Consider the following 12,827-nt stretch of genomic DNA (forward strand, 5'->3'; position numbering starts at 1 on the left):
TGATTGAATTCGACTCTGTGAATTGGTCGCCCTGACCTTGGATCCCAATGATCCAGTCCCGGCGGCAACAAGTTAAGCCTGATGACCATAGCGAGGTGGTCCCACTCCTTCCCATCCCGAACAGGACAGTGAAACGCCTCTGCGCCAATGATAGTGCGGGTTCCCGTGTGAAAGTAGGACATCGTCAGGCTAATATACGCAAAGGGCCCTCGATCATTCGAGGGCCCTTTTCCTTTTTGCGTGCACTGTCCGGGTTGCGTCCGGCCTCCATCAGGCCGGGTAGCTCGCCCCGAGTATCCGGGGGCCTCTGGCGCCCGTGACATCGATGCAGTTTCCGGCCTGGCCTGCATGGAACTGTCGAGCCAGCCATGCAAACGCAGCCGCTTCCACGTGGAAAGGGTCCATCCGGTAGACCGATTGGATCGGTGCCACCTCGACGCCACGGAGCCCCTGCTGCAGCGCTTGCATCAAGGCTGCGTTGCAGGCGCCGCCTCCACAGACGAGAACGCGGTTGGCGTCGGGCATTTCACGTCGCAAATCGGCGACGATGGACTGCGCGGTGAACTGTACGAGGGTTGCCTGCACATCCACGGGCCGCAACCCACCCATGCCGCCGGGTAGTGAAGCGAGCTCGGCATCCAGCCAGGATCCATGGAACAGATCGCGCCCGGTGCTTTTGGGCGGACGGCGGCTCAGGAACGGCTCCTGCATCAGGTGTTGCAGCAGCGCGCTGGACGGATGGCCCTGCATCGACCAACACCCATCCGCGTCATAAGTGCGGCCGGTGTGCCGATGGCACCAGAGGTCCAGCAACACATTGCCTGGTCCACAGTCATGGCCGGCCGTGCGGCCGTCGGCATGCAGCAGGGACAGGTTGGCGATGCCGCCAATGTTCAACACGGCCGTGGCCTGCCCTCTGACGCCAAACACCGCGCGGTGGAATGCCGGCACCAGCGGGGCGCCTTGACCGCCCGCCGCAACATCACGGCTTCGGAAGTCGCAAATGACGTTGATGCCGGAGAGCTCTGCCAGCAACGCCCCGTTCAACAACTGGCAGGTGTAGCCCCAGCGATCAAACTCACCTGGGCGGTGCCGCACGGTCTGGCCGTGGGCGCCAATGGCCGTGATCTGCTGTGCATCCACGCAGTGGCCATCGAGCAAGGCCCGCACCACCTCGGCGTAGGCCAACGCGATGCCGTTGCCGGCCAGCGCGGCCGCGTGCAGTTCGTCCGGGCCGCTGCTGTTCAACTGGAACAGGCTGTCGCGCAAAGCCGGTTCGAAAGGCCGGTGCACATGGCCCAGCACTTCGCAGGTGCCTGTGGCTGGCAACTCGACCAGCACGCCATCGATGCCGTCCATCGACGTGCCGGACATCAGGCCGATGAACAGGCCGCGGCTCATGCGGTTGTGACCCGACGCGCCTGCACTGGCGCACAGACCACGCGCTTGCTCACTCGGCGTTGCCGCGGAAGCCGATCATGGTTTCGGCGGCGTCCAACTGCTTCATCGCGACCTGCGCCAGCTGCTCGAAACGCGGCTTTGCGGCGGCGTCGATCTGGATGGTCTCGCTGGCGCGGGCGATGGTCAGTGGATCCTGGAATTGGCCGTTGACGCGGAATTCGAAGTGCAGATGCGGACCTGTGGCCCAGCCGGTGGCGCCCACCGCGCCGATCGACTGGCCTTGCTCGACCCGCTGGCCCTGCCGGACATCGATGCGGCTCAGGTGCGCGTACAGGGTGCTGCGGCCATTGGCATGCTGGACCTGCACCACGTTGCCGTAGCCGTTTTGCCGGCCCGCCAGATCGACGATGCCGTCACCCACCACCCGCACGGGCGTGCCCGTGGGGGCGCTGTAGTCGACGCCGTTGTGGGCGCGCCAGCTCTGCAGGATCGGATGGAACCGCTGGGCGAAGCCCGAGGTGATGCGCGAAAAGGCCAGCGGGCTGGCAAGGAAGGCGCGCTGCAGGCTTTTGCCATCCGGCGCGAAGTACGCGCCCTTGCCCTTGGCGGCGTCGTGGAACCAGACGGCCTGCAGTTCGCGGCCGTGGTTGACGAATTCGGCCGCCACGATGCGGCCGGTTGCGTCGTTCCAGGTGATGGGCTGGTCGTCGGCCGTCAGGGCTTCGAAGACCACGCTGAAGGTGTCGCCCCGGCGCAGCTCGCGATGGAAGTCGACATCACCACTGAAGATCTCGATCAGCTGGCTGGCAATCGCGTCGGGCAGTTGGGCGTCGTCCGCCGCGGCCCAGAGCGAGCTGCGGATCGTGCCGCTGCCCAGCCGGGTCTGCGGCATCAGCGGCGCGGTTTCCAGCAGTGTGCGGAAACCCGCGTCACTGCGGCTGATCGTCAGCCGGGTGAAGTGGGTCTTGGCGCGTTGGCTGTCCAACGCCGGGAAGCGCGCCACCAGTTCGATCAGGCTGCCATCCGCATCGGTGCGGGCCTGCACCATTTTGTTGCCCTGGCCGTCGATGATCCGCCGGGCATCGCGGTCGCGGCGCAGGTGGCTGGCCGCCAACGGATCGAGCACGCCGAGGCGGCGCAGCAGGCTGTCGGCGGTGTCGCCGGCGCGGGTCACGTCATGCCGGTCGAGCTGCAGGGGGTGCTGGGCCAGGGCATCCAGCTGCTCGGTGAGCCCTGCCACCTCGAGCTGCTCGACCACCACGCGCTTGGGCAGCGTGGCGGCATCCGGCGCCAGTGGGGCAATGCCGAAGGCGGTGACGGCGAAGCCGCCCAGGCTCAGCAACACAGCCGCTGTGATGCGCTTGGGGTGCCGCCGGGCGGCTGTCTGGGCTTGGACAAGCCAGTGCTGCAGGGGTTGGAGACGGGGTTGCAAGATCAGGGTTCCTCGCGCGGGGCGGCATGGCCTGGTGGGCCAGGTGCCCTGCGTGCAAGCAGGATGCCAACGGCATGGCACCGCTCGATATCGACAAGTCTTGCAGGCGGCGACAGCCTAGAATCCAAGGCTTTTCACCCGGGCGGGCGTGAATAAATCACACCCTCCGCACCCGCAAACAAAGGGTTGGAGTATACCCAGTGCATGGGCCTCCCCCACACAGGGCAAGTCCCGAGCTGCCGACCATGTCACACCCCGCGCCCACCACGCCGCCGGCCGCCGCGGCTGACCATCCCGTCACCGACCGGGTGCTGGAGGCGATGGCCGTCTCCCGCCGCCACTGCGATGAGCTGCTGCCAGAAGCCGACTGGCTGAAGAAGCTGGCCCGCTCCGAGGCCACCGGCCAGCCGCTGCGCATCAAGCTGGGCCTGGACCCGACCGCGCCCGACCTGCACCTGGGCCACACCGTGGTGCTCAACAAGATGCGCCAGCTGCAGGACCTGGGTCACCAGGTGATCTTCCTGGTGGGCGACTTCACCTCGATGATCGGCGACCCGTCGGGCCGCAACACCACCCGGCCGCCGTTGACGCGTGAGCAGATCGAGGCCAATGCCAAGACCTACTACGCCCAGGCCAGCCTGGTGCTGGATCCGGCCAAGACCGAGATCCGCTACAACAGCGAGTGGAGTGATCCGCTGGGCGCGCGCGGCATGATCCAGCTGGCCAGCCGCTACACCGTGGCGCGCATGATGGAGCGCAACGACTTCCATGCCCGCTTCCAGGCCGGCACGCCGATCAGCGTGCACGAGTTCCTGTACCCGCTGATGCAGGGCTATGACTCGGTGGCGCTGAAGAGCGACCTGGAGCTGGGCGGCACCGACCAGAAGTTCAACCTGCTGGTCGGCCGCCAGCTGCAGCAGGAATACGGCCAGGAGCCCCAGTGCATCCTGACCATGCCGCTGCTCGAAGGGCTGGACGGCATCGAGAAGATGTCCAAGAGCAAGGGCAACTACATCGGGATCACCGAGGACGCCAACAGCATGTTCGCCAAGACGCTGTCGATCAGCGATGTGCTGATGTGGCGCTGGTTCGACCTGCTGAGCTTCCGCCCCGCGGCGGAGGTGGCCGCGCTGAAGGCGGAGGTGGCTGGCGGTCGCAACCCCAAGGACGCCAAGGTGCAACTGGCGCGCGAGATCGTCACCCGCTTCCACAGCGCCGCGGCGGCCGATGCGGCCGAGGCCGACTTCAACAACCGCGCCCGCGGCGGCATCCCGGACGACATCCCCGATGTCGCCCTGGCTGGCGCGCCATTGGCCATCGGCGCACTGCTGAAGCAGGCGGGCCTGGTGCCGTCGACCAGCGAGGCGTTGCGCCTGGTCGAGCAGGGCGGCGTGCGCATCGATGGCGCAGTGGTCAGCGACAAGGGGCTGAAGCTGCCGGCTGGCACGGTGGTGGTGCAGGTGGGCAAGCGCAAGTTCGCGCGGGTCACGCTCGCGGCCTGATGCAGGTCAGCGCCTACCTGAAGCTGTCGGTCGCGGTGGCGCTCGCCACCATCGCGCTGAAGACCGGTGCCTGGTGGCTGACCGACTCGGTGGGCCTGCTGTCGGATGCGCTGGAGTCGCTGGTCAACCTGGCGGGCGCCATCTTCGCGCTGATGATGGTGACGGTGGCCGCCCAGCCGCCCGATGCCGACCATCCCTACGGCCACCACAAGGCCGAGTACTTCTCCAGCGGCTTCGAGGGCGTGCTGATCCTGGTGGCCGCGCTGGCCATCATGGCGGCAGCGGTGCACCGCTTCTTCAACCCGCAGCCGCTGGAACAGCTGGGTCTGGGCCTGGCGCTGTCGGTGATCAGCTCGGCGATGAACGGCGCGCTGGCCGTGGCCATGCTGCGCAAGGCGCGTGAGCACCGCTCGATGGCGCTGGAGGGCGATGCCCGCCACCTCTTCACCGATGTCTGGACCTCGGCTGGCGTGGTGGCCGGCCTGCTGGCGGTGCAGGCCACCGGCTGGCTGTGGCTGGACCCAGTGATCGCCATCGCGCTGGCCGCCAACATCGCGCGGGAAGGCGTGCTGCTGGTCTGGAAATCGGCCGACGGCCTGATGGACCAGGCGCTGGAGCCGGCGGTGCGCGCCCAGATCGATGCCACGCTGGCCGAGTTCGCGCTGCACACCATCCGCTTCGACCATGTGGTGACCCGCCGTGCCGGTGCGCGCCGATTCGTCGATCTGCACATGCACATGCCGGCCGGCTGGACGCTGGGCCGCGCCGCCGCGGTGCGCACGTCGGTCGAGCAGGCGCTGATGGCGGCCGTGCCCGGCCTGCGCGCCAGCATCCAGTTGCTGCCGATGGATGTGGAAGCGCACTTCGACGACCAGAAGGACCCGCTGTGATCGGCCTGCTGCAACGGGTGCGCGAGGCCAGTGTCACCGTGGACGGGGCGGTGGTCGGTGCCATCGGCCCGGGCCTGCTGCTGCTGGTGTGCGCCGAGCCGGCCGACACCGAGGCCACCGCCGCGCGGCTGGTGGAGAAGCTGCTGAAGCTGCGCATCTTCAGCGACGATGCCGGCAAGATGAACCGCAGCCTGGTCGACGTGGGCGGCGGCTTGCTGGTGGTCAGCCAGTTCACGCTGGCGGCCGATGTGCGCGGCGGCAACCGGCCCAGCTTCACCGGGGCCGCCGGGCCCGAGCAGGGCCGCACCCTCTACGAGGCGGTGCTGCGCCTCGCGCGGGATCGGCATCCGGTGGTGCAGGCCGGCATCTTCGGCGCCGACATGAAGGTGGCCCTGGTCAACGACGGCCCGGTGACGATCCCTCTGCGCATCGTCTGAATGACAAACGGCCCCGCTTGGGGCCGTTGCAGCACGGTCAGGCGCCCCTGGCGCCAAGACTCAATCAGCGTACTGGCCGGCGGCCTTGATGGCGGGGCCCCACTTGGCGATCTCGGCCTCGACGAACTTCTTGTGCTCGGCGCCACCGGTGCGCGCATCGGTCACCACCACCGCACCCAGGGCCTCCTGGCGCTTGATGAACTCCGGGTCTTTCATCGCCGTGCGCAGGGCGGCGTTCAGCTTGTCGACCACGGCCTTGGGCGTGGCCTTGGGGGCGTACATGCCATGCCAGATCGACACGTTGAAGCCCTTGAGGCCACTCTCGTCCAGCGTGGGCAGCTTGGCCAGTGCGGGCGACGTCAGCCGCTTGGGCGTGGTCACCGCGTAGGCCTTGATCTTGCCGCCCTCGATCTGCTGGGTGGTGTTGGTGGTCTGGTCGCACATCAGGTCGACCTGGCCGCCGAGCAGGTCGGTCATGGCCGGCGCGGTGCCCTTGTACGGCACGGTGGTCATGTCCACCTTCACCGCCTGCTGGAACAGCAGGCCGCACAGGTGCGATGCAGCACCCAGGCCGGCATTGGCCAGGTTGATCTTGCCCTTGTTGGCATCGATCCACTTCATCAGCTCGGGCATGGTGTTGGCCGGCAGCGTGCTGCGGCCCACCAGGGTCATCGGCACCTCGTTGACCATGCCGACGTATTCGAAATCGTTCAGCGTGTCGTAGGGCAGCTTGCGGTACAGCGCCGGCGAGGTGGCCATGCCGATGTGGTGCAGCAGCACGGTGTAGCCATCGGGGGCAGCCTTGGCCACCTTGGCCGCGCCCAGCGTGCCGCCGGCGCCGCCCACGTTCTCGATGATCACCGGCTGGTTCAGCTGCTTGCGCAGCACATCGCCGAGATCACGCGCCACCTTGTCGGTGGGACCGCCGGCCGCGAACGGCACGACGATGGTGACCGGCTTCTCGGGGTATTCGGCCAGTGCGGCACCGGCGACGGCGGCCAGCAGGGAGGTGATCAGAACCTGTTTCATGCGGTGTCTCCTGGTCGGAACTTGGGATGCGGGCATCCTAGATCCCGCCAGGGGCACGGAAGTTTCGGGAACTACCTAGGCGGGCTGTTCAGTTGTAGCTGCGTGCGTCTTCGATCACCTTGCCGTCGTTCGGCAGGCTGCCCGGCGCGGCCAGCTGCACGTCGGCGCGCAATTTGGTCACGTCGCGCACGCTGGCGGCCACCGCGGCGGCCAGGCCATCGGGGGCGCCGGCCACCTCCACCTTCAGTGTCATGCGGTCATTGGCCATCTCGCCTTCGACCACCAGCCGGGCACGCCCCAGCTCGGGGTGGCGTCGGGCGACCTCGGCCACCTGGCTGGGGTGCACGAACATGCCGCGCACCTTGGTGGTCTGGTCGGCGCGGCCGAGCCAGCCGCGGATGCGGGTGTTGCTGCGGCCTGTGGGGCACGGGCCGGGCAGCACCGCCGACAAGTCGCCAGTGCCGAAGCGCACCAGCGGGTAGCCCGGGTTCAGCACGGTGACGACCACCTCGCCCACCTCGCCGTCGGGCAGCACGTCGCCGGTGCCCGGCCGCACGATCTCGAGCAGGATGTGCTCGTCCAGCACCAGGCCCTCGCGGGCTGGGGTCTCGTAGGCGATGAGGCCGGCATCGGCGGTGGCATAGCTCTGGTAGGCGGCGATGCCACGGGCGGCCAGCCAGTCGCGCAGGCTGGGCGGAAAGGCTTCGCCGCCGACCATGGCCTTGGTGATGCTGCCGATCGGCGTGCCGGTGTCGGCCGCCTTCTCGACCAGGATCTTCAGGAAGCTGGGCGTGCCGATGTAGCCATGCGGTCGCAGCTCGGCCACGGCCTGCAGCTGCAGCTCGGTGTTGCCCACGCCGCCGGCAAAGGTGGTGCAGCCCACCGCATGGGCGCCGCTTTCCATCATCGACCCGGCGGGTGTCAGGTGGTAGCTGAAGCTGCAGTGCGCCAGGTCGCCGGCCCGGAAGCCGGCGGCGAAGATGGCGCGGGCCATGCGCCAGTAGTCCGGCCCATCGCCCTCGGGCTCGTAGATCGGGCCGGGCGACTGGAACACCCGCTTCGCGCCGCTGCCGGCACGCAGGCCGCGCCAGCCGATGGCCGCGTAGCCGCCGAACGGATCCTGCGCACGCAGGGCCTTCTGGCGTTCCAGCAGCGCGCTCTTGCGCAGCACAGGCAACTGCGCCAGCGCGTTGCGGCTGGTGATGGCGGCCGCATCCACGCCGGCCAGGGATTCGGCAAAGGCGCTGGTGGCCTGTTGGGCGCGGGCGATGTGGCCGGGCAGGGCCGCGAGCAGGGCCGCTTCGCGGGCCGCGGGGTCGCGGGCTTCCAGCGCGTCGTAGAAATCAGTCATCGCTGTCGCTCCAGAGCGCGAGTTGTTTCTTCAGGTCGGCCACGAAACTGCGCACGTCGGCGCTGTTCTTCAGTGGCTTGTCCAGCCATTCGGGGCTGTTGCGCGACGGGCGCTTCACCCGGGCCGCGCGCAGCACGGCGCCGTCCACCGCGGCCCGCGCGATGGCCGTGCCGCGCCGCTCGAACCGGCCGGCGCGTTCGGTCAGGCCCAGCGCACGCAGCTCACGCTGCAGGGTCAGCAATGCCTCATCGGGCTTGAACGGCGGCAAGGCAAAGCCGAAGTCATCCGACATGTCGCGCTCCTGCTGGCACCAGGCCTAGGCCAGCCACCGCTTGCGGCGCTTGTAGCTTTTCACGTCCTTGAAGCTCTTGCGGTCGCCGCCGCCCATGCCGAGGTAGAACTCCTTGACGTCCTCGTTCTCGCGCAGGGCCTTGGCTTCGCCGTCCATCACGATGCGGCCGTTCTCCAGGATGTAGCCGTAGTCGGCATAGCGCAGCGCGATGTTGGTGTTCTGCTCGGCCAGCAGGAAGGTGACCTGCTCCTTGGTGTTCAAGTCCTTCACGATCTCGAACACCTCTTCCACGATCTGCGGCGCCAGGCCCATGCTGGGTTCGTCGAGCAGCACCATCTTCGGGTTGGCCATCAGCGCGCGGCCGATGGCGCACATCTGCTGCTCGCCGCCCGAGGTGTAGGCCGCCAGGCTGGTGCGCCTTGTCTTGAGCCGGGGAAAGTAGTTGTAGACCTTCTCCAGCGTGGCATCGACCGCGGCCTTGCCATCCTTGCGGGTGTAGGCCCCGGTCATCAGGTTCTCTTCGATGGTGAGGTGGGCGAAGCAATGCCGCCCCTCCATCACCTGGATCACGCCGCGGTTGACCATGTCGGACGTGCTCAGCTGCTCGATGCGTTCGCCGCGCAGCGTGATCGAGCCTTTGGTCACCTCGCCCCGCTCGCCGGCCAGCAGGTTGCTGACCGCGCGCAGCGTGGTCGTCTTGCCCGCGCCATTGCCGCCCAGCAGGGCCACCACGCGACCCTCGGGCACCTCGAGCGAGACGCCCTTGAGCACCAGGATCACATGGTTGTAGATGACCTCGATGCCGTTGACTTGAAGAAGAGCATTCGACATGTGCAAGTCTCATTCGAACCCAGCGCACGCCGCGGAACCGGCTTGGCCGGGCCGCTGGCGTGGCCCCCTGGAGGGGGCGGCCGTCAGGCCGTAGGGGGTGGGGCCAGGACCCGCCGCGGATCCGGCTTGGCCGGGCCGCTGGCGTGGCCCCCTTGAGGGGGAGCGGCGCAGCCGCTTCGGGGGTGGGCTTAACTGGTGCAGTCCGCGTTGTCGCGCTTGGCCAGCTTCTTCTCGGCCAGGTACTTCTCGGCCGATTGCTTGACCAGCGGCTTCAGGATGGCGTCGTCGGCCTGGTACCAGTCGGAGCTGAAGCCCCACTTGGCGCCGTCCCAGGTGTGCAGGCGGGCCCAGCTGGAGCCCATGTGGTCGGCACACGAGGTGGACACCGGCCGCATCACGCCGGCGAAGCCCAGTGCGTCGAGCTTCTTCTGGTCGAGGTTCAGGTTCTCCAGGCCCCAGCGCACCTGCTCGCCGGTCATCACCTTGCCCTTGCCGTACTTCTCCTGCGCGCGCTTCACGCCTTCCACGGCCATCATCATCGAGATCAGCCCGCGCATGTACAGCACCTGGCCCACTTCATCCTTCGGGCCGGTGCCCTGGTTCTTGGCGTGCACTTCCTTCAGGATGTCCTGCACGATCTTCGCGTTCGGCTCGGCCCCGTGCTGCATCGCCAGGGCGTTGTAGCCCTTGGCGTTGGCGCCCACGTCCTTCACATCCGGCTCGGCGCCCGACCACCACACGCCGTACATCTTCTCGCGCGGGTAGCCGGTGGCCACGGCTTCCTTCAGGGCGGCCGAGTTCATCACGCCCCAGCCCCACAGCAGCAGGAAGTCGGGCCGGCTCTGGCGCACCTGCAGCCAGGTGGCCTTCTGCTCCACGCCCGGGTGGGCCACCGGCAGCAGCTGCAGGTCGAAGCCGTGCAGCTTGCTGCGCTCCTGCAGCAGGGCGATGGGCTCCTTGCCGAACGGGCTGTCGTGGTAGACCAGCGCGATCTTCTTGCCCTTGAGCTTGTCGAAGCCGCCTTCCTTCTTGGCCAGGTGCTGGATCAGGATGTCGGCCGCTGTCCAGTAGGTGCCCAGCAGCGGGAAGTTCCACTTGAACGACAGGCCGTCGACCGAGTCGGCCCGGCCGTAGCCGGCGGTGATCAGCGGGATCTTGTCGCCCGGGGCCTTGTCGGTCAGCGCGAAGGTGATGCCGGTGGACAGCGGCTGGAACACCGTGGCGCCCTTGCCCTTCAGGCGCTCGTAGCACTCCACGCCCTTGTCGGTGGCGTAGCCGGTCTCGCATTCCTCGAACGCCGCCTTGACGCCGTTGATGCCGCCCTTGGCGTTGATGTACTTCAGGTAGTCCTGCATGCCGTTGGCGAACGGCACGCCGTTGGGGGCGTAGGCGCCGGTGCGGTAGACCAGCAGCGGGAAGAACTGCTCCTTGGCCTGCGCCAGGGCCGGGGTGCTGACGGCCGCGCTGAGGGCGGCAGCCACGCACGCGGCGGTGAGAGCGATGGATTTGAATGTCATGTCTGCCTCCAGGGATGGGTGGGTGGTATCAAAGAGCAAGCGGACGCCGTGGAACCGGCTTTGCCGGGCCACTGGCGGCGCCCCCTTGAGGGGGAGCGCCGCAGGCGCTTCGGGGGTGGGACATCAGTGCGGGAAGGGCCACAGGCGCAGCTTTTCCTTGCCCACCGACCACAGCCGCGCCAGGCCGTGCGGCTCGACGATCAGGAAGAACACGATCAGCGAGCCGAAGATCATGAAGGTGAGGTGCGAGGCCAGCGCGGTGTCGATCGGCATGCCCAGCATGCGCGGCACGTTGTCCAGGAAGATCGGCAGCATCACGATGAACGCGGCGCCGAAGAAGCTGCCCATGATCGAGCCCAGCCCGCCGATGATCACCATGAACAGCAGATCGAACGAGCGGTTGATGTTGAAGGCCGCCGGCTCCCAGGAGCCCAGGTAGACGAAGGCCCACAGCGCCCCGGCCACGCCGACGATGAAGCTGCTGACCGCGAACGCGGTGAGCTTGGCGTACACCGGGCGGATGCCGATCACCGAGGCGGCCACGTCCATGTCGCGGATGGCCATCCACTCACGGCCGATGTGGCTGCGCACCAGGTTCTTGGCCAGCAGCGCGAACACCACCAGGAAGCCCAGGCAAAACAGGTACTTCTCGGCCGGGGAATCGATCTTCCAGCCCAGCACGTTCAGGCCCGCCACGCTGACCGAGCCCGACGAGGAGTCGTTGGTCAGCCACTTGATGCGCAGGAAGGCCCAGTCGCAGAAGAACTGCGCGGCCAGTGTGGCCACCGCCAGGTACATGCCCTTGATGCGCAGGCTGGGGATGCCGAACAGCACCCCGATGCCCATCGAGAACACGCCGCCCAGCAGGATGGCCACGATCAGCGGCATGCCATCGATGCGCACCAGCAGGTTGTAGGCCGCATACGCGCCCACCGCCATGAAGCCGCCGGTGCCCAGCGAGATCTGGCCGCAGTAGCCCACCAGGATGTTCAGCCCCAGCGCCGCCAGCGACAGGATCAGGAACGGGATCAGGATGGCGCGGAAGAAGTACTCGCTGGCCAGGAAGGGCACGGCGATGAAGGCGAAGGCCAGCAGGGCCAGGATCAGCACCCGGTCCTGGGTGATCGGGAAGATCTGCTGGTCGGCCCGGTAGCTGGTCTTGAACTGGCCGTTCTCACGGTAAAGCATGGTGGGTCCTCGTGCAGAAGGTCAGACGCGGTCGATGATCTTTTCGCCGAACAGCCCTTGCGGCCGCACCAGCAGGAACAGCAGCGCCAGCGCGTAGGCAAACCAGATCTCGATGCCGCCGCCCAGCATCGGGCCGATGAACACCTCGCTGAGCTTCTCGCCCACGCCGATGATCAGGCCGCCGATGATGGCGCCCGGCACGCTGGTCAGCCCGCCCAGGATCACCACCGGCAGCGCCTTCAGCGCCACCTGGGAGAGCGAGAACTGCACGCCCAGCTTGCTGCCCCAGATGATGCCGGCCACCAGCGCGACGAAGCCCGCCACGCTCCAGACGATCACCCAGATGCGCTTGAGCGGGATGCCGATGGACTGCGCCGCCTGGTGGTCATCGGCCACCGCGCGCAGCGCCCGGCCGGTGCTGGTGTACTGGAAGAACGCGGCCAGCACGGCCACCAGGCCGGCCGCCACCACCGCGGCCACCAGGTCTTCCTGGCCGACCAGGATGCCGCCTTCGAAGACCGTCTCGAACAGGAAGATCGGGTCCTTGGGCATGCCCACGTCGATCTTGTAGATGTCCGAGCCGAAGATGGTCTGGCCGAAGCCGTCGAGGAAATAGGTGATGCCCAGCGTGGCCATCAGCAGGGTGATGCCCTCCTGGTTGACCAGCTTGCCCAGCACCAGGCGCTCGATCAGCCAGGCGCTGGCGATCATCACGCCCATGGCGCCGATGAAGGCCAGCACGTTGACCAGCACCTTGTTGTCCAGGCCGGTCAGCTGCGGGATCCACTCCGCGAAGCGGGCCATCGCCAATGCGGCGAACAGCACCATCGCGCCCTGGGCGAAGTTGAACACCCCGCTGGCCTTGAAGATGAGCACGAAGCCCAGCGCCACCAGCGCATACAGCATGCCCGACATCAGGCCGCCGATCGTCGCTTCGATGAAGAATCCCATGGTGTG

General features: G+C 67.7%; 12 protein-coding genes and 1 rRNA gene. 4 read left to right on the forward strand and 9 right to left on the reverse strand.

Annotated features, from left to right (window positions below; genetic code table 11):
- Positions 1–77 precede the first annotated feature (77 nt).
- Positions 78–190 (forward strand): 5S ribosomal RNA (gene rrf, locus FFT10_RS24015).
- 80 nt (positions 191–270) lie between these two features.
- On the opposite strand, the gene FFT10_RS24020 is transcribed toward rrf, so the two are convergent.
- Both FFT10_RS24020 and FFT10_RS24025 read right to left on the reverse strand, forming a co-directional pair.
- Positions 271–1,401: an anhydro-N-acetylmuramic acid kinase gene (locus FFT10_RS24020; protein WP_137735420.1), complete on the reverse strand. Its 1,131-nt coding sequence runs from the start codon at positions 1,399–1,401 to the stop codon at positions 271–273.
- Between the two features lie 49 nt (positions 1,402–1,450).
- Entirely contained in the window at positions 1,451–2,746 is a 1,296-nt protein-coding gene (locus FFT10_RS24025; protein WP_228027283.1) for a peptidoglycan DD-metalloendopeptidase family protein, read from the reverse strand.
- 332 nt (positions 2,747–3,078) lie between these two features.
- On the opposite strand from FFT10_RS24025, the gene tyrS reads away from it, so the two are divergent.
- Genes tyrS through dtd form a run of 3 tightly spaced genes read left to right on the forward strand, consistent with a single transcriptional unit; the run spans position 3,079 to position 5,662 of the window.
- Positions 3,079–4,335, forward strand: a complete 1,257-nt coding sequence (tyrS, locus tag FFT10_RS24030) for a tyrosine--tRNA ligase (protein WP_137735421.1) — start codon at positions 3,079–3,081, stop codon at positions 4,333–4,335.
- Positions 4,335–5,225: a cation diffusion facilitator family transporter gene (locus tag FFT10_RS24035; RefSeq protein ID WP_137735422.1), complete on the forward strand. Its 891-nt coding sequence runs from the start codon at positions 4,335–4,337 to the stop codon at positions 5,223–5,225. The genes tyrS and FFT10_RS24035 overlap by 1 nt, the downstream gene beginning before the upstream one ends.
- On the forward strand, positions 5,222–5,662 hold the full coding sequence (gene dtd / locus FFT10_RS24040) for a D-aminoacyl-tRNA deacylase (protein ID WP_137735423.1): 441 nt from the start codon (positions 5,222–5,224) through the stop codon (positions 5,660–5,662). Before FFT10_RS24035 ends, dtd begins: the two co-directional genes overlap by 4 nt.
- Before the next feature lie 60 nt (positions 5,663–5,722).
- On the opposite strand, the gene FFT10_RS24045 is transcribed toward dtd, so the two are convergent.
- The 7 genes from FFT10_RS24045 to FFT10_RS24075 all read right to left on the reverse strand — a co-directional run bounded on the left by FFT10_RS24045 (position 5,723) and on the right by FFT10_RS24075 (position 12,821).
- Positions 5,723–6,691 (reverse strand): tripartite tricarboxylate transporter substrate-binding protein, encoded by a 969-nt coding sequence (locus FFT10_RS24045; protein ID WP_137735424.1) that lies wholly within the window; start codon positions 6,689–6,691, stop codon positions 5,723–5,725.
- An 88-nt stretch (positions 6,692–6,779) separates the two neighbouring features.
- Positions 6,780–8,042, reverse strand: coding sequence for a phenylacetate--CoA ligase family protein (locus FFT10_RS24050; protein WP_137735425.1), 1,263 nt, complete (start codon positions 8,040–8,042; stop codon positions 6,780–6,782).
- The gene (locus tag FFT10_RS24055; RefSeq protein WP_137735426.1) at positions 8,035–8,334 is read right to left on the reverse strand and encodes a hypothetical protein; all 300 of its coding nucleotides are present in this window, start codon (positions 8,332–8,334) and stop codon (positions 8,035–8,037) included. Before FFT10_RS24055 ends, FFT10_RS24050 begins: the two co-directional genes overlap by 8 nt.
- A 24-nt stretch (positions 8,335–8,358) precedes the next feature.
- The gene (locus FFT10_RS24060) at positions 8,359–9,165 is read right to left on the reverse strand and encodes an ABC transporter ATP-binding protein (protein WP_137735427.1); all 807 of its coding nucleotides are present in this window, start codon (positions 9,163–9,165) and stop codon (positions 8,359–8,361) included.
- Between the two features lie 188 nt (positions 9,166–9,353).
- Complete coding sequence (locus tag FFT10_RS24065) at positions 9,354–10,682, reverse strand: ABC transporter substrate-binding protein (protein WP_137735428.1); 1,329 nt, start codon at positions 10,680–10,682, stop codon at positions 9,354–9,356.
- Positions 10,683–10,805: 123 nt separating this feature from the next.
- Entirely contained in the window at positions 10,806–11,870 is a 1,065-nt protein-coding gene (locus FFT10_RS24070) for a branched-chain amino acid ABC transporter permease (protein ID WP_137735429.1), read from the reverse strand.
- A gap of 21 nt (positions 11,871–11,891) precedes the next feature.
- The gene (locus FFT10_RS24075) at positions 11,892–12,821 is read right to left on the reverse strand and encodes a branched-chain amino acid ABC transporter permease (protein WP_137735430.1); all 930 of its coding nucleotides are present in this window, start codon (positions 12,819–12,821) and stop codon (positions 11,892–11,894) included.
- Positions 12,822–12,827 lie beyond the last annotated feature (6 nt).

Source organism: Pseudaquabacterium pictum, assembly GCF_005403045.1.
GTDB classification, from domain to species: domain Bacteria; phylum Pseudomonadota; class Gammaproteobacteria; order Burkholderiales; family Burkholderiaceae_C; genus Pseudaquabacterium; species Pseudaquabacterium pictum.

Excerpts from the sequence above, each read along its gene's own strand:
- FFT10_RS24075 (WP_137735430.1), bottom strand. The coding sequence starts at position 12,821 with ATGGGATTCTTCATCGAAGCGACGATCGGCGGCCTGATGTCGGGCATG.
- tyrS (WP_137735421.1), top strand. The coding sequence starts at position 3,079 with ATGTCACACCCCGCGCCCACCACGCCGCCGGCCGCCGCGGCTGACCAT.
- FFT10_RS24070 (WP_137735429.1), bottom strand. The coding sequence starts at position 11,870 with ATGCTTTACCGTGAGAACGGCCAGTTCAAGACCAGCTACCGGGCCGAC.
- FFT10_RS24020 (WP_137735420.1), bottom strand. The coding sequence starts at position 1,401 with ATGAGCCGCGGCCTGTTCATCGGCCTGATGTCCGGCACGTCGATGGAC.
- FFT10_RS24050 (WP_137735425.1), bottom strand. The coding sequence starts at position 8,042 with ATGACTGATTTCTACGACGCGCTGGAAGCCCGCGACCCCGCGGCCCGC.
- FFT10_RS24065 (WP_137735428.1), bottom strand. The coding sequence starts at position 10,682 with ATGACATTCAAATCCATCGCTCTCACCGCCGCGTGCGTGGCTGCCGCC.
- FFT10_RS24055 (WP_137735426.1), bottom strand. The coding sequence starts at position 8,334 with ATGTCGGATGACTTCGGCTTTGCCTTGCCGCCGTTCAAGCCCGATGAG.
- FFT10_RS24035 (WP_137735422.1), top strand. The coding sequence starts at position 4,335 with ATGCAGGTCAGCGCCTACCTGAAGCTGTCGGTCGCGGTGGCGCTCGCC.
- FFT10_RS24060 (WP_137735427.1), bottom strand. The coding sequence starts at position 9,165 with ATGTCGAATGCTCTTCTTCAAGTCAACGGCATCGAGGTCATCTACAAC.
- FFT10_RS24045 (WP_137735424.1), bottom strand. The coding sequence starts at position 6,691 with ATGAAACAGGTTCTGATCACCTCCCTGCTGGCCGCCGTCGCCGGTGCC.